Genomic DNA, 24,812 nt, shown 5'->3' with positions numbered 1-24,812 from the left:
ATAAAACTGACCCAGATCAAAGGTCGCTGCAGCTCGCCGGTGGCGGCGGGGATCTGGTCATGAAATGAAAAGCCACTGTCGCCAAATGAAAGGCCGGCAGCCTGGTGCCTCCCTAAATTCCTCCTCACGGCCTGCCCGGCGAGCCCCGCCATCCGGCGCCTCGCCCGGCCGAAGACCTTCGCCCAAGAGGAGAACAACAAGATGCGCGTAGAACCACTCACCTGCAGTATTGGCGCCGAACTGCTCGGCGTGAACCTCGCCGATGCCGTCCATGACGATGGCCTGTTCAACGAGATCAAGGGCCTGCTGCTGCAGAACAAGGTGCTGTTCCTGCGCGATCAGGACATTTCCCGTCCGGATCACGTGGCCTTCGCCCGCCGCTTCGGCGCGCTGGAGGACCACCCGATGGCGCCGACCCATCCGCAGGCGCCGGGCCTGGTGCAGATATACAAGCGCCCCGACCAGCCGATCGACCGCTACGAGAACGCCTGGCACACCGACGGCACCTGGCGCGAGACCCCGGCGCTGGGCTGCGTGCTGCGCTGCGTGGAGTGCCCGCCGGTGGGTGGCGACACCATGTGGGCGAACATGGTGCTGGCCTACGAGCGCCTGCCGCTGGCGATCAAGGAGCAGATCGAGGGCCTGCGCGCCAACCACAGCTTCGAAGCGTCCTTCGCCGCCGCCATGCCGCTCGAGCAGCGCCTGGCGATGAAGGCCCAGTACCCGGACGCCGAACACCCGGTGGTGCGCACCCATCCGGAAACCGGCGAGAAGATCCTCTTCGTCAACGCCTTCACCACCCACTTCACCAACTTCCACACCAAGGAGCGCGTGCGCTTCGGCCAAGACTACAGCATGGGCGCCAGCGACCTGCTGCGCTACCTGATCGGCCAGGCGTACATCCCCGAGTACCAGGTGCGCTGGCGCTGGAAGCCCAACAGCATCGCCATCTGGGACAACCGCAGCACCCAGCATTACGCGGTCATGGACTACCCGGCCTGCCATCGCAAGATGGAGCGCGCGGCCATCGTCGGCGACAAGCCCTTCTGAAATCCGAACAGCACAACAAGCACAACACCGAGCAATCCGAGGAAAACGCCATGAACTTCATCGATGGTTCCCTGTTCGTCGAGAACATGCAGAAACTGGTCATCACCGCCGCGCCCTACGGCCCGGAATGGATGCCGTCCGACTTCCCGGAAGACATCCCGGTGAGCATGGAGGCGCAGATCCAGAAGGCCGTCGACTGCTACAACGCCGGCGCCACCGTGCTGCACGTGCACGTCCGCGAGGAGGACGGCAAGGGCTCCAAGCGCCTGTCCAAGTTCAACGAACTGCTGGCCGGCATCCGCGAAGCCTGCCCGGGGATGATCCTGCAGGTCGGCGGCTCGATCTCCTTCGCCCCGGAGAACGACGGCGACGTCGCCAAGTGGCTGTCCGACGACACCCGCCACATGCTGGCCGAGCTGACCCCGACGCCGGACCAGGTGACCATCGCCATCAACACCAACCAGATGAACGTCTGCGAGCAGATGACCGCCGCCGACATCCGCGGCACCTCGCTGGCCGATCCGGTGATGCTCAAGGCCTACCAGGAGATGACCATCCCGGCCGGCCCGGCCTGGGTCGAGGAGCACATCCGCCGCCTGAGCGACAAGGGCATCCAGACCCACTTCCAGCTGGCCAACATCACCCAGCTCAACACCGTCGAGCGCATGATGCGTCGCGGCGTGTGCAACGTGCCGCTGATCCTCACCTGGGTGGCCATCGGCGGCGGTTTCGACTCGCCCAACCCCTACGACCTGGCCAACTTCGTGCGCGCCTGCCCGGACGGCTCGGTGCTGACCCTGGAAACCAGCATGCGCAACGTGCTGCCGCTGAACATGATGGCCATCGCCCTGGGCCTGCACGTGCGCTGCGGCATCGAGGACAACATCTGGAACCAGAAGCAGACCGCCAAGATGACCACCGTCGAGCAGATCGAGCAGCTGGTGCGCCTCTCCCGCGAGTTCGGCCGCGAGGTCGCCAATGGCCAGGAAGCGCGCGAGATCTACAGGATCGGCACCTTCTACAAGGACGCCGACGAGACCCTGGCCAGGAACGGCTTCGCCCCCAACCGCAAACCGGGTCAGGTGGGTTTCACCCAGCACGCCTGATTCCTTGAGCGGCCAGCGCTGAGCTGAGCCTTGCCGGCACGCCCGGCGGGACCTGCATGCAGATGCAGGCCTGCCGCGCCTGCCGGCTTTTTTGCGTGCGGCGCACGGAGAGGCAGGAATCCCCAGCGGTTGTCATGAAATGAAAAACCGCTGTCGCCCGATGAGAAGCGCAGGAAGGGGCAACTCCCTAAATTCCCTACTACACGAGCGGTATTGCTCAACAGGAATGCATTGGGAGAAAAACATGGCCAAAGCCGTACGCTTCTATGAAACCGGGGGTCCCGAGGTCCTGCGCTACGAGGACGTCGAGGTCGGCGAGCCCGGACCGGGACAGGTCCGCCTGCGCCACGTGGCGGTCGGCCTGAACTACGCCGACACCTACTTCCGCAACGGCACCTACCCGATCCCGCTGCCCAACGGCATGGGCGTGGAAGCCTCCGGCGTGGTGGAAGCGGTGGGCGAGGGCGTCACCAACGTGGCGGTCGGCGATCGCGTCACCTACACCGGCTTTCTCAACACCCTCGGCGCCTACTCGACCGAGCGCCTGATCCCGGCCGCGCCGCTGATCAAGCTGCCGGAAACCATCGCCTTCGAGACCGCCGCGGCGATGACCATGCGCGGCCTGACCTCGGCCTACCTGATGCGCCGCATCTACGACTTCAAGGCCGGCGACACCGTCCTGCTGCACGCCGCCGCCGGCGGTGTCGGCCTGATCGTCGCGCAGTGGGCCAAGCTGCTCGGCCTCACCGTGATCGGCACCGTGTCCACCGAGGCCAAGGCGGAAGTCGCACGCGCCCACGGCTGCGACCACACCATCAACTACAGCGTTGAGGACGTCGCCAAGCGCGTCCGCGAGCTGACCGATGGCGTCGGCGTCAACGTGGTGTTCGACAGCGTCGGCAAGAACACCTTCATGGCCTCGCTGGACTCGCTCAAGCGCCGCGGCCTGCTGGTCTGCGTCGGCACCGCCTCCGGCCCGATCCCGGCCTTCGACCCGGTCATGCTGGCGATGAAGGGCTCGCTGTACCTGACCCGTCCGGCGCTGGCCGACTACATCGCCGACCCGGCCGAGAAGGCCGACCTGGCCGGCGAGCTGTTCGATCATGTCGGCAGCGGCCGCATCAGGATCGAGATCAACCAGCACTACGCCCTGCAGGACGCCGTGGAAGCCCACCGCGACCTGGAGTCGCGCAAGACCACCGGCTCGTCGATCTTCGTCATCTGAGGAGGCCCGCCATGCAAGTCGAACAACTGACCTGCGCCATCGGCGCCGAGCTGGTCGGCGTCAGGCTGGCCGACGCCATCCACGATGACGGCCTGTTCGCCGAGATCCGCGCCCAGCTGCTCAGGCACCGCGTGCTGTTCCTGCGCGACCAGGACATCAGCCGCGCCGAGCACGTGGCCTTCGCCCGCCGCTTCGGCGAGCTGGAGGACCACCCGGTGGCCGGCAGCGACCCGGAGCATCCGGGCCTGGTGCAGATCTACAAGCGCCCCGACCAGCCGATGGACCGCTACGAGAACGCCTGGCACACCGACGCCACCTGGCGCGAGGCGCCGCCGCTGGGCTGCGTGCTGCGCTGCGTGGAGTGCCCGCCGGTGGGCGGCGACACCATGTGGGCCAACATGGTGCTGGCCTACGAGCGCCTGCCCGACGAGGTGAAGGTGAAGATCGAGGGCCTGCGCGCCCGCCACAGCATCGAGGCCAGCTTCGGCGCGGCCATGCCGATCGAGAAGCGCCTGGCGCTCAAGGCCCAGTACCCGGACGCCGAGCACCCGGTGGTGCGCATCCATCCGGAGACCGGCGAGAAGGTGCTGTTCGTCAACGCCTTCACCACCCACTTCAGCAACTACCACACTCCGGACCACGTGCGCGTCGGTCAGGACTACAACATGGGCGGCAGCGACCTGCTGCGCTACCTGATCAGCCAGGCCTACATCCCGGAGTACCAGGTGCGCTGGCGCTGGAAGCCCAACAGCATCGCCATCTGGGACAACCGCAGCACCCAGCACTACGCCGTCATGGACTACCCGCCGTGCCATCGCAAGATGGAACGCGCCGGAATCATCGGCGACAAGCCGTTCTGAACCACACGTCACCCCTGCGTGCATGCCATCGCCGCCCCGGCCCGAACGGGGTGGCCAAATAACAAGACCGAGGATCACAACATGCAATTCTTCGACGATTCCCTGCACCCCGAAAACATGGAGAAGGTGGTCATCACCGTCGCCCCCTACGGCCCGGAATGGATGCCCGAAGACTTCCCGGAAGACATCCCGGTGACCATGGACGAGCAGGTGCAGAAGGCCGTCGACTGCTACGAGGCCGGCGCCACCGTGCTGCACCTGCACGTGCGCGAGCTGGACGGCACCGGCTCCAAGCGCCTGTCCAAGTTCAACGAGCTGATCAAGGGCGTGCGCGAGGCCGTGCCGGAGATGATCATCCAGGTCGGCGGCTCGATCTCCTTCGCTCCGGAAGGCGAGGGCGAGGCGGCCAAGTGGCTCTCCGACGACACCCGCCACATGCTGGCCGAGCTGACCCCGAAGCCGGATCAGGTCACCGTGGCGATCAACACCACCCAGATGAACATCATGGAGCTGCTCTATCCGGAATACCTGGAAGGCACCTCCCTGGCCAATCCGGCGTTCCAGGCCGCCTACAGCGAGATGACCGTGCCGGCCGGCCCGGCCTGGGTCGAGGAGCACTTGAAGCGCCTGTGCGCCAACGGCATCCAGCCGCACTTCCAGCTGACCGGCATGCACGCCCTGGAAACCCTCGAGCGCCTGGTGCGCAAGGGCGTCTACAAGGGCCCGCTGAACCTGACCTGGATCGGCATCGGCGGCGGTTTCGACGGCCCCAACCCGTTCAACTTCTTCAACTTCATCCACCGCGCGCCGGACGGCTGCACCCTGACCGCCGAGTCGCTGCTGAAGAACGTGCTGCCGTTCAACATGATGGCCATGTCCATGGGCCTGCACCCGCGCTGCGGCATCGAGGACACCATCGTCGGCCAGCACGGTCAGCGCATGACCTCGGTCGAGCAGATCCAGCAGTGCGTGCGCGTCGCCCACGAGCTGGGCCGCGAAGTGGCCAACGGCAAGGAAGCGCGCGATATCTACCGCATCGGCGTGCAGTACGAGACCGTCGAGGAAACCCTGCTGGCCAACGGCATGGCGCCGAACCGCAAGCCGGGGCAGAAGGGCGTGCCGCAGCGCGGCTGACCCTCAAGCGGGCCGGCGCACCGCCGGCCCGCCTGCGCGGTACAAACAAAGGTTGCGCAAAGGCTTCACCCCGGGCGAAGCCTTTGCAGAACCGGTCAGGCATGACCCATAACAACAATTACCTACGCCAGACAGACACAAGGAGGCAGCATGGCCGCCTACCACCCCACCGCCGACGACGGCGAAGACACCTCCATCGGCATCCCGCGCCGCTACGCCTGGATCGTCTTCGCCCTGACCTTTGGCCTGCTGATCTCCGACTACATGTCGCGGCAGGTGCTCAACGCCGTATTCCCCATGCTCAAGGGCGAATGGGCGCTCAGCGATGCCCAGCTCGGCCTGCTCAGCGGCATTGTCGCATTGATGGTCGGCCTGCTGACCTTCCCGCTGTCGCTGCTCGCCGACCGCTTTGGCCGGGTCAGGAGCCTGACCATCATGGCGGTGCTGTGGAGCCTGGCGACCCTGGGCTGCGCGCTGGCGGAGAGCTACGAGCAGATGTTCGTCGCCCGCTTCCTGGTCGGCGTCGGCGAGGCCGCCTACGGCAGCGTCGGCATCGCCGTGGTGGTCTCGGTGTTCCCGCGCGAGATGCGTGCCACCCTGTCCGGCGCGTTCATCTCCGGCGGCATGTTCGGCTCGGTGCTGGGCATGGCCCTCGGCGGGGTGATGGCCCAGCACTTCGGCTGGCGCTGGGCGTTCGCCGGCATGGCGCTGTTCGGCCTGGCCCTGGCGCTGCTCTATCCGGTCATCGTGCGCGAGGCGAAGATCGCGCCCCAGCGCATCGTCGACGCCGCCAGTAAGGCGGCGCTCAAGGCCCAGCGCCCGCTGCGTACCCTGTACTCCAGCCGCTCGGTGATCTGCGCCTACGTCGGCAGCGGCCTGCAGCTGTTCGTCGGCGGCACCGTGATCGTCTGGATGCCCAGCTACCTGAACCGCTACTACGGGATGGGCACCGACCAGGCCGGTGGCGTCGCCGCCATCATCGTGCTGTGCAGCGGTGTCGGCATGATCCTCTGCGGCATGCTCAGCGACCGTATGTGCCGCAACCGCCCGGATCGCAAGATCGGCCTGGCCATCGGCTACTGCCTGGGCAGCTGCCTGCTGCTGTCGGCGGCCTTCGCCCTGCCGGCCGGCCCCGCCCAGCTGGCGCTGATCTGCCTGGGCATGCTGATCGCCGCCGGAACCTCCGGCCCGGCCGGCGCCATGGTCGCCAACCTGACCCACTACACCGTGCACGGCACCGCGTTCGCCACCCTGACCCTGGCCAACAACATGCTGGGCCTCGCCACCGGCCCGCTGCTCACCGGCAAGGTGTCCGACCTGATCGGCCTGGACAACGCCTTCCAGCTGGTGCCGCTGGTCAGCATCGCGGCGGCGGCGGTGTTCTTCTACGCCAAGCGCTACTACCTGAACGACATGGCCCGCCTGCAGGGCGAGGGCGTCGAGGAAACCGCCAGCGAAGCGGCACTGGAGGCCCAGTCGTGAGCCAGCCGCTGCATATCGAGGTGTTCTTCGACTTCATCTGCCCCTGGTGCCTGATCGGCAAGCGCCAGCTGGAGCGCGCGCTGGCCCGCCTGCGCGCCACCCGGCCGGACGTGGCGGTGACAATCCAGTGGCGCGGCGTGCAGCTGCTGCCGGACCTGCCGGCCGCGGGCGTGCCATTCGCCGAGTTCTACCTGCGCCGCCTCGGCAGCGAGCAGGCGGTGCGTCTGCGCCAGGCCCAGGTGCGCGAGGCAGCCAGCGCCGCCGGGGTGGACATCGACTTCGCGCGCATCCTGCGCATGCCCAACACCGCCGACGCCCACCGCCTGCTGCAGCGCGCCGCCGCCATCGGCAGCGCGGAGCAGGTCGAGGCGCTGCTGGAGCGGCTGTTCGCCGCCTACTTTCACAACGGCGAGGATCTCGGCGATCCCGCGACTCTGCTGATCGCCGCCGAGTCCTGTGGCTTCGCCGCGACTGAGCTGGTCGACAGCCTGCGCGGCGATGGCAGCCCGTTCTACGGCGAGGCGGCCAGCATGGCCGCCGGTGGTGTGCCGTGTTTCGTCTTCGATCGCCAGCTGACGGTGTCCGGGGCGCAGTCGACCGAAGTGCTGCTCGGCGCCATGCACGCCGCGCTGCAGCGTCGGGAGCAGCCGGCATGAGCCGCCATATCGAAGTGCCGGCGGCGAAGGTGCCAGCGTCCGGTGGGCGTGCGCTGGTCGAGTCCGCCGGCAAGAGCCTGGCGCTGTTCAACGTCGACGGCCAGTTCTACGCCATCGACGACAGCTGCCCGCACCAGGGCGCCTCGCTGTGCGGCGGGCGCCTGGACGGCCGGGTGATCCAGTGCTGCGCCCACGGCCTGCGCTTCAACCTGGCCAGCGGCTACCTGCTCAACTCGACCGCGCTCAAGGTCGCCAGCTATCCGGTCGAGCTGCAGGCAGACGGCCGGCTGTTCATCGTCATCGCTTCCGAGGAGTCCGCTCAATGAGCGCCATCGCTCTCGTTTCCTTCCCCAGCCGCGTGCGCGAACTGGCGCCGGGCTTCATGGTCAGCCTGATCGTCGCCGCGGCGGCGACCTTCCTCTCCGAGCACTACGGCGCGCCGGTGATGCTGTTCGCCCTGCTGCTGGGCATGGCGCTCAACTTCCTGTCCGCGGACGGCAAGTGCAAGGTCGGCATCGAGTTCACCGCGCGCACCGTGCTGCGCATCGGCGTGTGCCTGTTGGGCATGCGCATCACCCTGGAGCAGATCGCCGGCCTCGGCTGGAAGCCGGTGGCGCTGGTGGTGATCCTGGTGGCAGTGACCATCAGCGTGTCGATGGTGGCGGCCAGGGCGCTCGGCTTCCAGCGCCTGTTCGGCATGCTCACCGGTGGCGCCACCGCCATCTGCGGTGCCTCGGCGGCGCTGGCGCTGTCCGCCGCGCTGCCCAATCACCCACAGAAGGAACGCGCCACCCTGTTCACCGTGATCGGCGTGTCGGCGCTGTCCACCGTGGCGATGATCCTCTATCCGATGATCGCCAACTGGTTCGGCCTGTCGCCGCAGGACGCCGGGGTGTTCCTCGGCGCCACCATCCACGACGTCGCCCAGGTGGTCGGCGCCGGCTACAGCATGTCCCCGGAAACCGGCGACACCGCCACCGTGGTCAAACTGATGCGCGTCGCCATGCTGCTGCCGGTGATCGTCTGCGCGGCGATGATCACCCGCATGCAGGGCGCCGACCCGACCGGCAAGCGCCCGCCGCTGCTGCCCTGGTTCGCCGTCGGCTTCCTGATCCTCGCCTGCGTCAACAGCACCGGCTGGGTGCCGACGCTGGTGCAGGGCGGGGTCAACGAGCTGTCGCGCTGGTGCCTGGTGATCTCGATCAGCGCCCTGGGCATGAAGACCCAGCTCAAGGAACTGGCCGCGGTGGGCATCAAGCCGATCCTGCTGATGGTGGGCGAGACCGCCTTCCTGGTCGCGCTGGTGCTGGCGCTGATGCACTGGGGGCTGTGATCGCCGCGCTGCAGATTACCCGCTGACGGACAAGGCCCAGTGGCGGCTGTCCGCCGAGGGCCCTGCCGCTACTTGCGCGGCACCACGCCGTGCTGCGCGCGCCAGCTCGCCGGCGGCATGCCGAACTGGGCGATGAACCAGCGGGTGAAGGAGCTGGGCATCGAGTAGCCGAGCATGTCGGCGATGCGCCCGAGCGAATAGCCGGGGTTCTCCAGGTAGCGGATCACCAGGTCGCGGCGCACGCCGTTGATCAGCTCGCTGAAGGTGGCGCCGCCTTCCTCCAGGCGGCGCTGCAGGGTGCGCACGTTCATGCCCTGGGTCTGGGCGATCTGCTCGATGGTGGCGCGGCCCATCGGCAGCAGCAGGTAGATGCTCTTGCGCACGTCGAACACCAGCGAACTCTCGCCCTCGGTGTGCAGCGAATCCAGGTAGCGCCGGGCATGCCGCGCCATGGCCTCGTTGGCCAGCGGGTTGGCGGCGTCCAGGTCGGCGGCGGGGCAGACGATGCCGTTGAACTCGCTGCCGAACTCCAGCTTGCAGCCGAAGATGCGCCGGTGCACGGTCAGGTCGGCCGGCGCCTCGTGGGTGAAGTTGACGCTGATCGGGTGCCAGTGCGCGCCGAGCAGGGCGGCGCAGAAGCGGTGCATCACGGCGACCGCCAGCTCGCTGGCCTGGCGGCTGCGCGTCGGCTCGTCGGTGATCACTTCCTCGCGGATGATCACCGTCTTCCCCGCCTCCTCGATGAAGATCGCCAGCGAGTCGTTGAGCAGGTGGCGGTACTGCACGATCACCTGCAGGGCGTCGCGCAGGGTGCGCTGGTGGCTGAGCAGCAGGCTGACCTCGCCGAAATCCGACAGCTGGCGCAGTTCGGCCATGCGCAGGCCGAACGACTCGCAGCCGCTGACCCGCGCCGATTCCTCGAGCAGGTTGACCGCGGCGGCGACCGGAATGCGCTGGTTGGGGTCGTCGAGCTGGCTCTGGCTGAGGCCGAAGCGGGCGAGCAGGCTGAGGGCGTTGAGGCCCAGGTGGCGGGCGACTTCCTGGTAGTTGGTGAGCACGGCGGCTCGGGCGAGGGCGGTCATCTTGTTGTTTCCACGTTTTGCAAATGGCGTCCCGCTACGCTGGCGGGGACACCACTTATAGCCCTGGCGTCGCCAAATGAAAAGCCGTGATCGCTCTGCCACGGCCGTTTCGGCGGGTCTCGGCGGCGGGATGGCGAGTCGGGCGGGTGGCAAGGCGCCTGTCATCAAATGAAAACTGCCTGTCGCGGAATGTAAAGCGGGTCGGGGGAGCGCTCTTTACTGTTGATCTCAAGCCGTCGGCTGGCTGGCCGACCCGAATATCGAGAGCAATGGTGCTGACGTGGAAAAACTGCAAACCGCCGCAACCGTCCTGATCGTTCCCGGCCTGCGCGACCATGTGGCCGAGCACTGGCAGACGCTGCTGGAAGCCCGCCTGGCCAGGGTGCGCTCGGTGCCGCCGCTGGAGACCGACAAGCTCAGCTGCGCCGCGCGGGTCGAGGCGATCCAGCGCGAGCTGGCGCAGATCGACGGCCCGGTGATCCTGGTGGCGCACAGCGCCGGCGTGCTGATGGTGGCGCACTGGGCGGCACGTTACCGCCATGACATCAGGGGCGCGCTGCTGGCCGCGCCGCCGGATCTCGATGCCCAGTGGCCGCAAGGCTACCCGACCCCGGAAACCCTGCGCGCCAACGGCTGGGATCCGCTGCCCGCCGGCCCGCTGCCGTTCCCGAGCCTGGTCGCGGCCAGCAGCAACGATCACCTGGCCAGCTTCGAAGCGGTGGCCCGCCTGGCCGGGCAGTGGGGCAGCGAGCTGGTCAACTGCGGGGCCGTCGGTCACCTGAATCCGGCCGCCGGCTACGGGCCCTGGCCGCAGGCCGAGGAGTTCGTGCTGGCTCTGGACCGCCGGCAGGCGTAGGCGTCGCAACCGGTCGCCCAGGCCGCCGCTCTCTGAAAGCGCTTCATCGTCAACAACAATAAAAACAAGCGGAGTCAACGCAATGCATAACAAGCAAACTCTCGGTGCAACCCCGCTGCGTCGCAGCCTGCTGGCCACCGCCATCATGCTGGCCTCGCTGCCCGCCGCCCACGCCGTCGAGATCGACACCGGCAGCGAGGACTGGTCGGTGCGCTTCGACAACACCGCCAAGTACAACTACGGCGTGCGTACCGAGAGTGCCGGCAAGCGCTTCCTGGGCTCTCCGAACAACAACGACGGCGACTACAACTTCCGCAAGTCGGGCACCAACATCACCAACCGGGTCGACCTGCTGTCCGAGCTGGACGTGATCTACCAGGAGTCGATGGGCTTTCGCGTCAGCGGCGCGGCCTGGTACGACAAGGCCTACGACAACACCGGCTCCAACTCCAATCCGTTCGTCAACGGCAACGGCGACCAGTCCGGCATCAATCCGGGCATCGGCGGCCTGCCGGGTACCGGTGTCCCGCTGGGCAGCCCGCACCTGAGCAACTACGCGCAGCGCTACTACAGCGGCCCGTCCGGCGAGATCCTCGACGCCTTCGTGTTCTACAAGACCGAGGTGGGCGAGCAGTCGGTATTCAGCACCAAGATCGGCCAGCACAACCTGTTCTGGGGCGAGACCCTGCTCAACCCGGTGCACTCGCTGAGCTACGGCCAGTCGGGCCTGGACCTGGCCAAGCTGGCCGCCTCGCCGGGCACCGAGGCCAAGGAGCTGTTCGTCCCGCGCAACCAGATTTCCGCCTCCTTCCAGGTCAACCCGGAGCTGACCATCGGCGCCCAGTACTTCCTCGAGTGGGACGCCGCCCGCCTGCCGGAGGCCGGCACCTACTACGGCGGTTCCGACCTGGTGGGCGAGGGCGCGCAGAGCTTCCTGCTCGGTCACACCGGCACTCCCGGGCTGATCCCGGTCCAGGGCGCGCTGACCACCATCCGCCGCGGCGACGACCTCAACCCCGACAAGCGCGGCGACTGGGGCGTGATGGCCAAGTGGTCGCCGGAGTGGCTGGACGGCACCCTGGGCGTCTACTACCGCAACAGCTCGGAGATCCTGCCGCAGGCCTGGCTGGACGCCCGCGGCCTGACCGTCACCGGTGCCGGTGGCCCGATCGCCAACCTGTACAACTCGCTGCAGACTGCCACCTACCAGTTCGCCTACGCCGACGACATCGACATCTACGGCATCAGCCTGTCCAAGGAGATCGCCGGCATCAGCGTCGGCAGCGACCTGAACATCCGCCACAACATGCCGCTGGCCAGCATCCCGGCGATCGTCAGTTCGACCAGCTCGACCGGCCTGGGCAACGGCTTCGGCCTGCTGCCGCCGCGCTCGGCAGGCACCGGGGTGATCTACGACGTGCCGGGCGACGGCGACGGCCTGAGCGCCACCGGCGACACCCTGCACTGGACCCTCAACGGCCTGATGACCATCGGCGACACCCCGCTGTTCGATGCCGCCACCCTGCTGGGCGAGCTGTACTACAGCAACCTGCTGGAGCTCGATGGCAACAACGAGGCGCTGTACAAGGGCAAGAGCACCTACCGTGGCATCGACAAGCCGACCCGCGACAACTGGGGCATCGGCGTCAACTTCACCCCGACCTGGTACCAGGTCGTCCCCGGCGTCGATCTGAGCATGCCGGTTTCCGTCAACCTTGGCCTGGATGGCGTTTCCCCGGTGCAGGGCGGTGGCGCGGAGGACACCGGCAACTACTCGGTCGGCCTGAGCGCCGCCATCTACAACCAGTACTTCGTCGACCTGAAATACGTGGACGCCTTCGGCGAGGCCAAGGCCTGCCATGACGGCCAGACCGACGGCTCGACCCCGAACGCCTTCGACGGCGAGCAGGACTACACCTGCTACGGCGGCGGCTACTCGTCCTTCTCCGGTGGTGGTTCGACCACGGAAGACCGCGGCGCGGTCTACCTGACCCTCAAGACCACCTTCTGATCCGCGTATTTCTCAGCCTTAGAGCAGGAAAACAACAATATGAAATTCGTGCACACCCTGATCGCAGCCTCTCTCGCCCTGGCCATCGCCGGCCAGGCCCATGCCGCCGTATCCGCCGATGAAGCCGCCAGGCTCGGCGCCAGCCTGACCAAGGTCGGCGCCGATGCGGCCGCCAGCGCCGACGGCGCCATCCCCGCCTACCAGGGCGGCCTGACCACCCCGCCGGCCGGTTTCAAGAACGGCGACTCCATGCGCCCCGATCCGTTCGCCGGCGAGAAGCCGCTGCTGAGCATCGACGGCAAGAACGTCGACCAGTACAAGGACCAACTGACCGCCACCACCGTCGAGCTGGCCAGGCGCTTCCCGACTTTCCGCGTCGACGTCTACCCGACCCACCGCAGCGTGGCGCTGCCGCCGGACGTGCTCGCCAACACCCTGAAGAACGCCAGCAACGCGCAGTCCAAGGAAGGCGGCAGCGCCGTCGAGAACGTCCTGCCGGGCATTCCCTTCCCGATCCCGAAGAGCGGCGCCGAGGCGATGTGGAACTTCCTGCTGCGCTACCAGGGCGTGAGCATCGCCTCCAAGTACGACTCGTGGAACGTCGATGCGGCCGGCAAGGCGACCCTGTCCACCACCGGCCAGGCGCACATCAGCTATCCGATCTACGAGGACATGAACAAGCCGATCGGCGCCAAGGACACCTACTACCAGATGAAGCTGGCCTACACCGCGCCGGCCCGCCGCGCCGGCGAGGCCATCATGCTGCGCGACGCCGCCAACCCGCTGGTGCAGCCGCGCAGCGCCTGGCAGTACCTGCCCGGCCAGCGTCGCGTCAAGCTGGCGCCCAACCTGGCCTACGACACCCCGAACCCCGGCACCTCCGGCTCCGGCACCTACGACGACGTGTTCGTGTTCAACGGCGCGCTGGACCGCTACGACTGGAAGCTGGAAGGCAAGAAGGAGATGTACGTTCCGTACAACACCTACAAGCTGACCTACGCCACCGATCCCAAGCAGCTGACCACCGCCAACCACCTGAATCCGGATGCGGTGCGCTGGGAGAAGCACCGCGTGTGGGTGGTGGAAGGCACCCTGAAGGGCAACGCCCGCCACATCTACCACAAGCGTCGCTTCTACCTGGACGAGGACAGCTGGGTCGCCCTGGCGTCCGACCAGTATGACGCCCGTGGCCAGCTGTACCGCGGCTCCTTCGCCTTCCTGACCCAGAGCTACGACAAGCAGACCCCGGACGCCACCCCGTTCATGATCTACGACCTGATCGGCGGCACCTACAACATCAACGGCGTGGTCGGCCCGTACGGCGGCATCAAGTACATCGCGCCGCTCTCCAAGACCCAGTGGTCGCCGGAGTCCCTGGCCGGCGCCGGCATCCGCTGAGCAAGGCTCTGCGACAGGCCGCCACCCCTCGCCATTCAGGACGGCGAAGGGTGGCGGCCGGGAGCCTTGCGGCTCCCGATGCGACGTGATTCCGGGTGGCGCCTCGCCGCGACCCGGTACGGTTTCCCCAAGAGGACGCGGTAATGGGTTCCTTCAAGAAGTCCGCGCTGCTGGCGCTGGGTATCGCACTGGGCTCGCTGCAGGGCATCGCCCAGGCAGCCACCTTCGTGGATGTGCTGGACCTGCCGGCCAAGCCGAGCGCCCTGGCGACGCGCAGCCCGCTGCGCGACGTGGCACGGGCCGGTGAGCGGCTGGTGGCGGTCGGCCAGCGCGGGCACATCCTGTATTCCGACGATGCCGGCAAGAACTGGCAGCAGGCCAGCGTGCCGGTCAGTTCCGATCTCAACGCCGTGCATTTCCCGACTGCGAAGCAGGGTTGGGCGGTCGGCAACGACGGCGTGGTGCTGCACAGCAGCGACGGCGGCGCCAGCTGGGTCAGGCAGCTCGACGGCCGGCAGATCGGCGAGCGGGTGCTGGCCCACTACCAGGCGCTGGCCAGCGCCGAGCCGGACAACGAGCAGTGGGCGCAGTTCGTCGCCGAGGGCGAGCGCCTGGTCGCCGAGGGCGCCGACAAGCCGCTGCTCGATGTGTGGTTCGCCGACGACAAGCGCGGCTACCTGGTCGGCGTGTTCAACCTGATCCTGCGTACCGAGGATGGCGGCCGGAGCTGGGTGCCCATGCAGGATCGCACCGACAACCCGCAGAGCCTGCACCTCAACGCCATCGCCGCGGTCGGCGACGAGCTGTACCTCGCCGGCGAGCAGGGCCTGCTGCTCAAGTGGGATGCCGGCCAGCAGCGCTTCGCGGCGCTGCCGTCGCCCTACCAGGGCACCTGGTTCGGCGTGGTCGGCAAGCCCGGCGAAGTGTTCGCCTACGGCCTGCGCGGCCACGTGTTCCGCAGCAGCGACGGCGGGCAGAGCTGGAGCCAGGTGGACACCGGTCTGCCGGTGAGCATCACCGCCGGCGCCCTGGATGCCGGCGGCGACATCTGGCTGTTCAGCCTCGCCGGCCATGCCCTGCGCGGGCGTGACGATGGCGCGGGCGTGGTGCTGGTGCCGCAGCAGAGCCTGGCGCCGGTGGCCGGCGCCGCACCCGCCGGCAGCGCCGGCCTGGTGCTGGTCGGTGAACGTGGCGTGCGTGCGCTGCCCGTCGAATAACGATAAGAAAACAGAGCGAGTACCCAGACATGGGCAATATCAAGCAAGACACCATGCCGGTGATCCGCGACTTGCGTGAGTTCGACCCGCGCTCCGGCAATCTGCTGGAGCGCCTGGTGTTCAACTACCGGCCGCTGTTCATGCTGATGATGGCGCTGGTCACCGTGGTGCTGGGCTACATGGCCGTCACCCGCCTGGAGCTGCGTCCCAGCTTCGACAAGATGATTCCGCAGAGCCAGCCCTACATCCAGAATTTCCTGGAGAACCGCAAATCGCTGCGCGGCCTGGGCAACTCGGTGCGGGTGGTGGTGGAGAACACCCAGGGCGACATCTTCGATCCCGAGTACCTGGATGTTCTCAAGCAGGTCAACGACGAGCTGTTCCTCGCCGAGGGCGTCGACCGCGCCTGGATGAAGTCGCTGTGGAGCCCGGCGGTGCGCTGGACCGAGGTCACCGAGGAAGGCTTCCAGGGCGGCCCGGTGATGCCCGACAACTACGCGGGTTCGCCGGCCGACATCGAGCAGCTGCGCCAGAACATCAACCGCGCCGGCATCGTCGGCAGCCTGGTGGCCAGCGACCTGAAGTCGACCATGCTGATCGTGCCGCTGCTCGACCAGGACTCGGCCACCGGCCACGGCATCGACTACCACAAGTTCTCGCAGATGCTCGAGGAGAAGCTGCGTGCCAAGTACGAGTTCGCCGGCGACGCCAAGGCGGCGGCGAGCGGCGAGGAGGGCAGCGGCAAGTACAAGATCCGCGTGATCGGCTTCGCCAAGCTGATGGGCGACCTGATCGACGGCCTGATCCAGGTGATGCTGTTCTTCGCCCTGGCGGTGGTCACCTCGCTGGTGATCATCTTCCTCTACACCCGCTGCGTGCGCAGCACCCTGCTGGTGGTCGGCTGCTCGCTGGCCGCGGTGGGCTGGCAGCTGGGCATCGTCGCCTGGATGGGCTACGCCATCGATCCCTATTCGATCCTGGTGCCGTTCCTGATCTTCGCCATCGGCGTGTCGCACGCGGCGCAGAAGATGAACGGCATCATGCAGGACATCGGCCGCGGCACCCACAAGCAGATCGCCGCGCGCTACACCTTCCGCCGCCTGTTCATCGCCGGGGTCACCGCGCTGCTGGCCGACGCGGTGGGCTTCGCCGTGCTGATGCTGATCGACATCCCGGTGATCCAGGACCTGGCGGTCACCGCCAGCATCGGCGTGGCCGTGCTGATCTTCACCTCGCTGCTGCTGATGCCGGTGGCGCTGTCCTACATCGGCGTCGGCAGCAAGGCCGCCGAGCGCGCCCTGCGCATCGACTCGCGGGCCGCCCAGCATCGCGGTTTCGGCAAGCTGTGGGACCTGCTCGACCTGTTCACCTCCCGCAAGTGGGCGACCGGTGCGGTGCTGGTGGCGACGCTGATGGGCATCGGCGGCTTCATCGCCAGCCTGCAGCTGAAGATCGGCGATCTGGACAGCGGCGCCCCGGAACTGCGGGAGGATTCCCGCTACAACCGCGACAACGCCTACATCACCAGCCACTACGCGCTGTCCAGCGACCTGTTCGCAGTGATGGTCAAGACCGCGCCGGAAGGCTGCCTCAACTACCAGACCCTGGTCCTCGCCGACCGCCTGGCCTGGGAGCTGCAGCAGCATCCGGGGGTGCAGACCACCGTGTCGCTGGTCAACGCGGTGCGCCAGATCACCGCCGGCACCTTCGAGGGCAACCCGAAGATGAACAGCATCCAGCGCAACCAGGACATGCTGAACTACGCCGCCCAGCAGGCCTCGGTGAACGCCCCCGAGCTGTTCAACAGCGACTGCTCGGTGATGCCGGTGATCGCCTACCTCAAGGACCACAAGGCCGAGACCCTGGATGAAGTGGTGGCCATCGCCGACCGCTTCGCCCGCGAGAACAGCAGCGAGGAGCGCCAGTTCCTGCTCGCCGCCGGCAGCGCCGGCATCGAGGCGGCCACCAACATCGTGGTCCGCGAGGCCAACCGCACCATGCTGCTGTTCGTCTACCTGGCGGTGACCGTGTTCTGCCTGTTCACCTTCCGCAGCTGGCGGGCGACCCTGGTGGCGCTGCTGCCGCTGGTGCTCACCTCGGTGCTCTGCGAGGCGCTGATGGTGGCCATGGGCATCGGCGTGAAGGTGGCGACCCTGCCGGTGATCGCCCTCGGCGTGGGCATCGGCGTCGACTACGCGCTGTACCTGCTCAGCGTGCAGCTGCACTACCAGCGCCAGGGCATGTCGCTGTCCGACGCCTACGAGAACGCCGTGGCCTTCACCGGCCGGGTGGTCGGCCTGGTCGGCATCACCCTGGCCGCCGGCGTGGTGGGCTGGGCCTGGTCGCCGATCAAGTTCCAGGCCGACATGGGCATCCTGCTGACCTTCATGTTCCTGTGGAACATGCTCGGCGCACTGATCCTGATCCCGGCGCTATCCTACTTCCTGCTGCCGGACAAACGCAGTGGCACGGTCGCCGTGCGCCAGGTGGAGAGCGGTTCCACCCGGGCCCAGGCCCAGGTCAACCCGCAAATCCACCCCGAGTTCGAAGCATGCGCCGATCGTGGCCTGATACAAAAACAGCGGTGAATGGCCGCAACGACGGCTACTACTACAACAACAGAAATCAGGGTGAGTGTTACCAATGTCCGATTACAAAGCGCCCCTTCGCGACATGGACTTCGTGCTCAATGAAGTCTTCGAAGTTTCCAAACTGTGGGCCGAGTTGCCGGCGCTGGCCGAGGTCGTCGACGCCGACACCGCACGCGCCATCCTCGAGGAGGCCGGCAAGGTCACTGCCGGGGTGATCGCCCCGCTGAACCGCAGCGGCGACGAGGAAGGCTGCTCCTGGCACGACGGCGCCGTGAAGACCCCGGCCGGTTTCCCCGCGGCCTGGCGCACCTACGCCGAAGGCGGCTGGGTCGGCGTCGGCGGCTCGCCAGAGTTCGGCGGCATGGGCATGCCCAAGGTGATCGGCGCCCAGGTCGAGGAGATGGTCAACTCGGCCAACCTGTCCTTCGCCCTGTATCCGATGCTGACCGCCGGCGCCTGCCTGGCGATCCTCAACCACGCCAGCGAGGAGCTGAAGGCGCAGTACCTGCCGGCCATGTACGAAGGCCGCTGGGCCGGCTCCATGTGCCTGACCGAGCCGCATGCCGGCACCGACCTCGGCATCATCCGCACCCGGGCCGAGCCGCAGGCCGACGGCAGCTACAAGGTCAGCGGCACCAAGATCTTCATCACTGGCGGCGAGCAGGACCTGTCCGAGAACCTCATCCATCTGGTGCTGGCCAAGCTGCCGGATGCGCCGGCCGGTCCCAAGGGCATCTCGCTGTTCCTGGTGCCCAAGGTGATGGTCGAGGCCGACGGCGCGCTGGGCGAGCGCAACGCGGTGAGCTGCGGCTCCATCGAGCACAAGATGGGCATCAAGGCCTCGGCCACCTGCGTGATGAACTTCGACGGCGCCACCGGTTACCTGGTCGGCGAAGTGAACAAGGGCCTCAACGCCATGTTCACCATGATGAACTACGAGCGCCTGGGCGTCGGCATCCAGGGCCTGGCCCTCGGCGAGCGCTCCTACCAGAACGCCGTGGAATATGCCCGCGAGCGCATCCAGAGCCGCGCGCCGACCGGTGCGGTGGCGAAGGACAAGGCGGCCGACCCGATCATCGTGCATCCGGACGTGCGCCGCATGCTGCTGACCATGAAGGCGCTCAACGAGGGCGGCCGCGCCTTCTCCAGCTTCGTGGCCCTGCAGCTCGACCTCGCCAAGTACAGCGAGGACGCCGCCACCCGCAAGCGCGCCGAGGAGCTGGTTGCCCTGCTGACCCCGGTGGCCAAGGCCTTCCTCACCGACATGGGCCTGGAAACCACCATCCACGGCCAGCAGGTGTTCGGCGGCCACGGCTACATCCGCGAGTGGGGCCAGGAGCAGCTGATCCGCGACTGCCGCATCACCCAGATCTACGAAGGCACCAACGGCATCCAGTCGCTGGACCTGATGGGCCGCAAGGTGGTCGCCAGCGGCGGCAGCTACTACCGCCACCTGTCCGAGGAGATCAATGCCTTCATAGCCGGCGCCGACGCCTCGCTGGCCGAGTTCACTGCGCCGCTCAAGGCCGCGGTGGACAACCTCGACGCGCTGACCGCCTGGGTGATCGACAAGGCGCAGACCAACCCCAACGAGATCGGCGCCGCCTCGGTCGAGTACCTGCACACCTTCGGCTACACCGTGTACGCCTACCTGTGGGCGCGCATGGCCGCCGTGGCGCTGGCCAGGCAGGGCGAGGACGACTTCTACGCCAGCAAGCTCGGCACCGCGCGCTTCTACTTCGCGCGCCTGCTGCCGCGTATCCACTCGCTGAGCGCCTCGGTGCGCGCCGGCAGCGAGAGCCTGTACCTGCTGGACGCCGAGCAGTTCTGATCGCGTCCCTCCGCGCTCGCCACGCCCTTTAGCCGGGGCGTGGCGGCGCCGCTTACCCCCATCTCCTCATTCCCCGCTTTCCGCGCTGCAGCGGCGGGCCACGCACGCCCTGCAGAAGTACAGGTTGTCATCAAATGACAAGTGTGTGGCGTGGAATGTGAAGCGGTCGAGGGGAGGGCTATTTACTGTTCGCTCCATAGGGGAATCAGGCCCTCCGGTCGCGTGCTCCGGCCGGTGCGGATACCGGCTTCCCCGCGTGCAGCGAACCCAAATTTCAGATTGGCAAAGTCGGGAACACAAACATGGCGATGACAAAAATAATTCCGCCTGCGCAAGGTGCCTACAACTACCAGCTGCTGATCAAGCGCCTGCTGCTGTCCGGGGTGCGCTACCAGCCGGACCAGCAAATCGTCTACTCCGACAAGCTGCGCTACAGCTACCGCACTCTCAACGAGCGCATCCAGCGCCTGGCCAACGCGCTGAGCGCTGCCGGCATCAAGGCCGGCGACACCGTGGCGCTGCTGGACTGGGACAGCCACCGCTCGCTGGAGTGCTTCTTCGCCGTGCCGATGCTCGGTGCGGTGCTGCACACGGTGAACGTGCGCCTGTCGCCGGAGCAGATCATCTACACCATGAACCATGCCGAGGACGACATCGTCCTGGTGCATGACGACTTCCTGCCGCTGCTGGAGCAGATCCACGGCGAGCTGGCTACCGTGAAGGGCTACGTGCAGCTCACCGAGAGCGATGCCAAGGCCACGCAGCTGCCGCTGGTGGGCGAGTACGAGGCGCTGCTGGCCGGTGCCGCCAGCCACTTCGAGTTCCCCGACTTCGACGAGAACTCGGTGGCGACCCTGTTCTACACCACCGGCACCACCGGCCATCCGAAGGGCGTGTACTTCACCCACCGCCAGCTGGTGCTGCACACCCTCAACGAGCTGGGCACCTTCGCCGGCTGGGAGGGCCAGCCGTTGCTGCGCTCCAGCGACGTGTACATGCCGATCACCCCGATGTTCCACGTGCATGCCTGGGGCGTGCCCTACGTGGCCACGGCGATGGGCGTCAAGCAGGTCTACCCCGGCCGCTACGAGCCGAACCTGCTGGTCCGCCTGTTCCGCGAGGAGGGGGTGACCTTCTCCCACTGCGTGCCGACCATCCTGCAGATGATGCTGGACTGCGAGCAGGGCAAGCAGACCGACTTCGCCGGCTGGAAGATGCTGCTCGGCGGCAGCGCGCTGACCCTCGGCCTGGCGCGTCAGGCCAGCCAGCAGGGCATGCTCATCCATGCCGGCTACGGCATGTCCGAGACCTGTCCGCTGCTGACCCTGACCCACCTGCGCGCCGAGGACCTCGCCCTGCCGATGGACGAGCAGCTGCCGGAGCGCATCAAGACCGGTGTGCCGATCCCGCTGGTCGACCTGCGCATCGTCGACGGCGCCGGCAACGACGTGCCGCACGATGGCGCGGCGCTGGGCGAGATCGTGGTGCGTGCGCCCTGGCTGACCCAGGGCTACCTGAAGGAGGCGGAGAAGGGCGCCGAACTGTGGGACGGCGGCTGGCTGCACACCGGCGACATGGCCTCGATCGACGCGCGCGGTGTGGTGGAGATCAAGGACCGCATCAAGGACGTGATCAAGACCGGCGGCGAGTGGATCAGCTCGCTGGAGCTGGAGAGCCTGATCAGCCAGCACGCGGCGGTCGCCTCGGTGGCCGTGGTGGGCATTCCCGACGAGCAGTGGGGCGAGCGGCCGCTGGCCCTGGTGGTCTGCGCGCCGGGCGAGAACCTCGACCAGCAGGCCATCGAGGTGCACCTGCAGCAGTTCGTGGCAAGCGGCCACATCAACAAGTGGGCGATTCCGCGGCAGATCCGTTTCGTCGCCGACATCCCCAAGACCAGTGTCGGCAAGATCAACAAGAAGCTGATCCGCGAGACCGAGCTGGCTGCGGTCGCGACCACTGCCTGAGCGATGACCGGCTGACTCTCGGGGGGCCGGTCATCAGATTTTCCCTGGCTCGACAGGCCCCGCCGCGCGGGTGGGGCAACATGGATTGGGTTTGTCGGGTGACTGGCGGCAATCAGGCGACGCCCTGCAGGGCCTGGCCGACCGCGTCGAACAGACGGTCGAGGTCTTCCGGCCGGGCGTTGAAGGTCGGGCCGAACTGCAGGGTGTCGCCGCCGAAACGCGCGTAGAAGCCGGCCTTCCACAGTGCCATGCCGGTCTCGAACGGGCGGACGATGGCGTCGCCGTCGCGCGGGGCGAGCTGCAGGGCGCCGGCCAGGCCGCAGTTGCGGATGTCGACCACGTGCCTGGCGCCCTTCAGGCCGTGTAGCGCCTGCTCGAAGTGCGGCGCCAGCTCGGCGGACTGCTGGATCAGGTTGTCCTTCTTCAGCAGCTCCAGGGTGGCCAGGGCGGCGGCGCAGGCCACCGGGTGCGCCGAGTAGGTGTAGCCGTGGGTGAACTCGACGGCGTACTCCGGGCTGTTCTGCTGCATGAAGGTCTCGTAGATCTCGCGGCTGGCGATCACCGCGCCCATGGGGATGGCGCCGTTGGTGATCTGCTTGGCCACGTTCATCAGGTCCGGGGTCACGCCGAAGTACTCGGCGCCGGTCCACCTGCCGAGGCGGCCGAATGCGGTGATCACCTCGTCGAAGATCAGCAGGATGTTGTGCGCATCGCAGATCTCGCGCAGGCGCTGCAGGTAGCCCTGCGGCGGCACTATGACCCCGGCCGAACCGGACATCGGCTCGACGATCACCGCGGCGATGTTGGAGGCGTCGTGCAGCTCGATCAGCTTGAGCAGCTCGTTGGCCAGCGCCACGCCGCCGCTCTCGGCCATGCCGCGGGTGAAGGCCAGTTCCGGCAGCAGGGTGTGCGGCAGGTGGTCGACGTCCATCAGCTGGCCGTACATCTTGCGGTTGCCGCCGATGCCGCCGAGGCTGGTGCCGGCGATGTTGACCCCGTGGTAGCCGCGGGCGCGGCCGATGAACCTGGTCTTGCTCGGCTGGCCCTTCAGGCGCCAGTAGGCCTTGGCCATCTTCACCGCGGTGTCGGCGCACTCGGAGCCCGAGCCGGTGAAGAACACGTGGTTCAGCTCGCCCGGGGTCAGCTCGGCGATCTGCTCGGCCAGCCGGAACGACAGCGGGTGGCCGAACTGGAAGCCCGGCGAGTAGTCGAGGGTGCCGAGCTGCCTGGCCACCGCCTCCCGGATCTCCTGGCGCGCATGGCCGGCGCCGCAGGTCCACAGTCCGGACAGGCCGTCGTAGACCCGGCGCCCGTCGCTGTCGAGCAGCCAGCTGCCTTCGGCGCCGACGATCAGCCGCGGGTCGCGCTGGAAGTTGCGGTTGGCGGAGAAGGGCATCCAGTGGGCATCCAGCTTGAGCTGGCTGGCGAGCAGGCGCTGGTTCATGACGGGGTCCCGGCGAGTGGGCGTGCAGCCAGCTTGTGCCGGAAGGTTGGGTGAGTTAAATCTGAATCTTCTCAACTCGACTTTCGGAAACGCTCACGTATGCCCCGGAAGACTCCCCTGAGCCAGGTCAGCGACTTCGACCTGCGCCTGCTGCGGCTGTTCAAGACGGTGGCCGAGTGCGGCAGCTTCTCCGCCGCCGAAAGCGCCCTGGGCATCAGCCGCTCGGCGATCAGCCTGCACATGAGCGACCTGGAGAAGCGCCTGGGCATGCGCCTGTGCCAGCGCGGTCGGGCCGGCTTCGCCCTCACCGACGAGGGCCGCGAGGTGCTGCGTGCCGGCGAGGTGGTACTGGCGGCCATCGAGGGTTTCCGCAGCGAGGTCAACCTGCTGCACCGGCAGCTGCGCGGCGACCTCAACATCGGCATCGTCAACAACTTGGTGACCCAGCCGCGGATGCGCATCACCCATGCCCTCAGGGGGCTGCGGGCGCAGGGTGCCGGGGTGCGCATCAACATCAGCATGAGCAAGCCGGGCGAAATCGAGCGCGGGCTGCTGGACGGGCGCCTGCACGTCGGTGCGCTGCCGCTGATCACCCCGCTGTCGGGGCTGGAGTACAGCCTGCTCTACGAGGAGCGCTCGTGCCTGTACTGCAGCCACGAGCACCCGCTGTTCGCCCGCGCCGCCACGGTGAGCGACGAGGAACTGGGGCGCGCCGATGCGGTGGTGCCCAGCTACGGGATGACCGCCGAGGCGATCGGCCTGCACCAGCGGCTCAACGCCGCCGCCTCGGCCACCGACCGCGAGGGCATCGCCTTCCTGATCCTCACCGGCGGCTACATCGGCTTCCTGCCCGATCACTACGCGGCGACCTGGGTGGACCGGGGGCTGATGGCGCCGCTGAATCCGCAGCGCCTGTCCTTCGACGTCCGGCTGGCGGTCGCCACCCGCAAGGGGTGCCGGCAGAACCTGATCCTCGAGCACTTCCTCGACGCCTTGCAGCACACCCGCTGAATCCTGCTCAGGACCGGGCCCGCTGCCGCCCGCTCGGCTCAGCGGGGAGCCGAGCGGACCATGCCGTCACATGTTGGGATAGGTCGGCCCGCCGGTGCCCTCCGGGGTCATCCAGGTGATGTTCTGCGCCGGGTCCTTGATGTCGCAGGTCTTGCAGTGCACGCAGTTCTGCGCGTTGATCTGGAACTTCTTCTCGCCGCTTTCCTGGGTGACGATCTCGTACACCCCGGCCGGGCAGTAGCGCTGCGCCGGCTCATCGAAGAGCGGCAGGTTCTTCGCCAGCGGGATCGAGGCATCGGCCAGCTTGAGGTGGCAGGGCTGGTCTTCCTCGTGGTTGGTGTTGGAGAGGAACACCGAGGACAGCTTGTCGAAGCTCAGCTTGCCGTCCGGCTTGGGGTAGTCGATCTTGGTCGACTGGGCGGCGGGCTTCAGGCAGGCGTGGTCCGGCTTGTTGTCGTGCAGGGTCAGCGGGATCTTGCCGCCGAACAGGTTCTGGTCGACGAAGTTGAACGCGCCGCCGAGGATGGCGCCGAACTTGTGTATCGCCGCGCCGAAGTTGCG

General features: G+C 67.6%; 20 protein-coding genes. 17 read left to right on the top strand and 3 right to left on the bottom strand.

The features are described from left to right. Positions 1–201 precede the first annotated feature (201 nt). From E5198_RS01735 to E5198_RS01695, 9 genes are all read left to right on the top strand, one after another. The gene (locus E5198_RS01735; protein ID WP_136488296.1) at positions 202–1,050 is read left to right on the top strand and encodes a TauD/TfdA family dioxygenase; all 849 of its coding nucleotides are present in this window, start codon (positions 202–204) and stop codon (positions 1,048–1,050) included. 50 nt (positions 1,051–1,100) lie between these two features. Then, positions 1,101–2,156 (top strand): 3-keto-5-aminohexanoate cleavage protein, encoded by a 1,056-nt coding sequence (locus E5198_RS01730; protein ID WP_136488295.1) that lies wholly within the window; start codon positions 1,101–1,103, stop codon positions 2,154–2,156. A gap of 244 nt (positions 2,157–2,400) precedes the next feature. Further along, positions 2,401–3,381, top strand: a complete 981-nt coding sequence (locus E5198_RS01725) for a quinone oxidoreductase (RefSeq protein WP_136488294.1) — start codon at positions 2,401–2,403, stop codon at positions 3,379–3,381. An 11-nt stretch (positions 3,382–3,392) separates the two neighbouring features. Next, the gene (locus E5198_RS01720) at positions 3,393–4,241 is read left to right on the top strand and encodes a TauD/TfdA family dioxygenase (RefSeq protein WP_136488293.1); all 849 of its coding nucleotides are present in this window, start codon (positions 3,393–3,395) and stop codon (positions 4,239–4,241) included. Between the two features lie 81 nt (positions 4,242–4,322). Continuing rightward, entirely contained in the window at positions 4,323–5,375 is a 1,053-nt protein-coding gene (locus tag E5198_RS01715) for a 3-keto-5-aminohexanoate cleavage protein (protein ID WP_136488292.1), read from the top strand. A gap of 150 nt (positions 5,376–5,525) precedes the next feature. Further along, a complete protein-coding gene (locus E5198_RS01710; protein ID WP_136488291.1) occupies positions 5,526–6,857 on the top strand; it encodes an MFS transporter in 1,332 nt (443 codons plus the stop codon). Beyond that, positions 6,854–7,513 (top strand): DsbA family oxidoreductase, encoded by a 660-nt coding sequence (locus E5198_RS01705; protein WP_136488290.1) that lies wholly within the window; start codon positions 6,854–6,856, stop codon positions 7,511–7,513. Before E5198_RS01710 ends, E5198_RS01705 begins: the two co-directional genes overlap by 4 nt. Then, positions 7,510–7,839, top strand: coding sequence for a Rieske 2Fe-2S domain-containing protein (locus E5198_RS01700; protein ID WP_136488289.1), 330 nt, complete (start codon positions 7,510–7,512; stop codon positions 7,837–7,839). The genes E5198_RS01705 and E5198_RS01700 overlap by 4 nt, the downstream gene beginning before the upstream one ends. Continuing rightward, positions 7,836–8,846 (top strand): YeiH family protein, encoded by a 1,011-nt coding sequence (locus tag E5198_RS01695; RefSeq protein ID WP_136488288.1) that lies wholly within the window; start codon positions 7,836–7,838, stop codon positions 8,844–8,846. Before E5198_RS01700 ends, E5198_RS01695 begins: the two co-directional genes overlap by 4 nt. Before the next feature lie 68 nt (positions 8,847–8,914). Here E5198_RS01695 and E5198_RS01690 read toward each other — a convergent pair whose 3' ends face one another. Further along, the gene (locus tag E5198_RS01690; protein WP_136488287.1) at positions 8,915–9,928 is read right to left on the bottom strand and encodes an AraC family transcriptional regulator; all 1,014 of its coding nucleotides are present in this window, start codon (positions 9,926–9,928) and stop codon (positions 8,915–8,917) included. A gap of 280 nt (positions 9,929–10,208) precedes the next feature. Between E5198_RS01690 and E5198_RS01685 the strand changes: the two genes are divergently transcribed. The 7 genes from E5198_RS01685 (at position 10,209) to E5198_RS01655 (ending at position 21,796) form a co-directional block, all read left to right on the top strand. After that, positions 10,209–10,784, top strand: a complete 576-nt coding sequence (locus E5198_RS01685; RefSeq protein WP_136488286.1) for an alpha/beta hydrolase — start codon at positions 10,209–10,211, stop codon at positions 10,782–10,784. 82 nt (positions 10,785–10,866) lie between these two features. Further along, a complete protein-coding gene (locus tag E5198_RS01680) occupies positions 10,867–12,795 on the top strand; it encodes a DUF1302 domain-containing protein (RefSeq protein WP_136488285.1) in 1,929 nt (642 codons plus the stop codon). 39 nt (positions 12,796–12,834) lie between these two features. Beyond that, a complete protein-coding gene (locus tag E5198_RS01675; protein WP_136488284.1) occupies positions 12,835–14,193 on the top strand; it encodes a DUF1329 domain-containing protein in 1,359 nt (452 codons plus the stop codon). Positions 14,194–14,336: 143 nt separating this feature from the next. Continuing rightward, the gene (locus tag E5198_RS01670; protein ID WP_136488283.1) at positions 14,337–15,410 is read left to right on the top strand and encodes a YCF48-related protein; all 1,074 of its coding nucleotides are present in this window, start codon (positions 14,337–14,339) and stop codon (positions 15,408–15,410) included. 29 nt (positions 15,411–15,439) lie between these two features. Then, positions 15,440–17,998 carry an RND family transporter gene (locus tag E5198_RS01665; RefSeq protein WP_136488282.1) on the top strand — a complete coding sequence of 853 codons (2,559 nt, stop codon included), beginning with the start codon at positions 15,440–15,442 and terminating at the stop codon, positions 17,996–17,998. Between the two features lie 55 nt (positions 17,999–18,053). Beyond that, a complete protein-coding gene (locus E5198_RS01660; protein ID WP_136488281.1) occupies positions 18,054–19,832 on the top strand; it encodes an acyl-CoA dehydrogenase C-terminal domain-containing protein in 1,779 nt (592 codons plus the stop codon). A 302-nt stretch (positions 19,833–20,134) separates the two neighbouring features. Next, positions 20,135–21,796: a fatty acid--CoA ligase gene (locus tag E5198_RS01655; RefSeq protein WP_136488280.1), complete on the top strand. Its 1,662-nt coding sequence runs from the start codon at positions 20,135–20,137 to the stop codon at positions 21,794–21,796. Positions 21,797–21,908: 112 nt separating this feature from the next. On the opposite strand, the gene E5198_RS01650 is transcribed toward E5198_RS01655, so the two are convergent. Next, positions 21,909–23,240: an aspartate aminotransferase family protein gene (locus tag E5198_RS01650; RefSeq protein ID WP_136488279.1), complete on the bottom strand. Its 1,332-nt coding sequence runs from the start codon at positions 23,238–23,240 to the stop codon at positions 21,909–21,911. 99 nt (positions 23,241–23,339) lie between these two features. Between E5198_RS01650 and E5198_RS01645 the strand changes: the two genes are divergently transcribed. After that, on the top strand, positions 23,340–24,251 hold the full coding sequence (locus E5198_RS01645; RefSeq protein ID WP_136488278.1) for a LysR family transcriptional regulator: 912 nt from the start codon (positions 23,340–23,342) through the stop codon (positions 24,249–24,251). Positions 24,252–24,317: 66 nt separating this feature from the next. Here the strand turns inward: E5198_RS01645 and E5198_RS01640 are convergent. Continuing rightward, on the bottom strand, positions 24,318–24,812 hold a 495-nt coding region (locus E5198_RS01640; RefSeq protein WP_178084033.1), incomplete at its 5' end, for a 4Fe-4S dicluster domain-containing protein.

It is taken from the genome of Pseudomonas sp. A-1 (assembly GCF_004801855.1).
Lineage (GTDB): Bacteria > Pseudomonadota > Gammaproteobacteria > Pseudomonadales > Pseudomonadaceae > Geopseudomonas.
Note: the sequence above shows the minus strand (reverse complement) of the source record. Positions and strands in the feature narration are given on the sequence as shown.

Coding starts and splice junctions, on each gene's coding strand:
- E5198_RS01670 (WP_136488283.1), top strand. CDS start 14,337: ATGGGTTCCTTCAAGAAGTCCGCGCTGCTGGCGCTGGGTATCGCACTG.
- E5198_RS01665 (WP_136488282.1), top strand. CDS start 15,440: ATGGGCAATATCAAGCAAGACACCATGCCGGTGATCCGCGACTTGCGT.
- E5198_RS01690 (WP_136488287.1), bottom strand. CDS start 9,928: ATGACCGCCCTCGCCCGAGCCGCCGTGCTCACCAACTACCAGGAAGTC.
- E5198_RS01675 (WP_136488284.1), top strand. CDS start 12,835: ATGAAATTCGTGCACACCCTGATCGCAGCCTCTCTCGCCCTGGCCATC.
- E5198_RS01645 (WP_136488278.1), top strand. CDS start 23,340: ATGCCCCGGAAGACTCCCCTGAGCCAGGTCAGCGACTTCGACCTGCGC.
- E5198_RS01710 (WP_136488291.1), top strand. CDS start 5,526: ATGGCCGCCTACCACCCCACCGCCGACGACGGCGAAGACACCTCCATC.
- E5198_RS01715 (WP_136488292.1), top strand. CDS start 4,323: ATGCAATTCTTCGACGATTCCCTGCACCCCGAAAACATGGAGAAGGTG.
- E5198_RS01720 (WP_136488293.1), top strand. CDS start 3,393: ATGCAAGTCGAACAACTGACCTGCGCCATCGGCGCCGAGCTGGTCGGC.
- E5198_RS01735 (WP_136488296.1), top strand. CDS start 202: ATGCGCGTAGAACCACTCACCTGCAGTATTGGCGCCGAACTGCTCGGC.
- E5198_RS01660 (WP_136488281.1), top strand. CDS start 18,054: ATGTCCGATTACAAAGCGCCCCTTCGCGACATGGACTTCGTGCTCAAT.
- E5198_RS01695 (WP_136488288.1), top strand. CDS start 7,836: ATGAGCGCCATCGCTCTCGTTTCCTTCCCCAGCCGCGTGCGCGAACTG.
- E5198_RS01700 (WP_136488289.1), top strand. CDS start 7,510: ATGAGCCGCCATATCGAAGTGCCGGCGGCGAAGGTGCCAGCGTCCGGT.
- E5198_RS01725 (WP_136488294.1), top strand. CDS start 2,401: ATGGCCAAAGCCGTACGCTTCTATGAAACCGGGGGTCCCGAGGTCCTG.
- E5198_RS01730 (WP_136488295.1), top strand. CDS start 1,101: ATGAACTTCATCGATGGTTCCCTGTTCGTCGAGAACATGCAGAAACTG.
- E5198_RS01680 (WP_136488285.1), top strand. CDS start 10,867: ATGCATAACAAGCAAACTCTCGGTGCAACCCCGCTGCGTCGCAGCCTG.
- E5198_RS01655 (WP_136488280.1), top strand. CDS start 20,135: ATGGCGATGACAAAAATAATTCCGCCTGCGCAAGGTGCCTACAACTAC.
- E5198_RS01650 (WP_136488279.1), bottom strand. CDS start 23,240: ATGAACCAGCGCCTGCTCGCCAGCCAGCTCAAGCTGGATGCCCACTGG.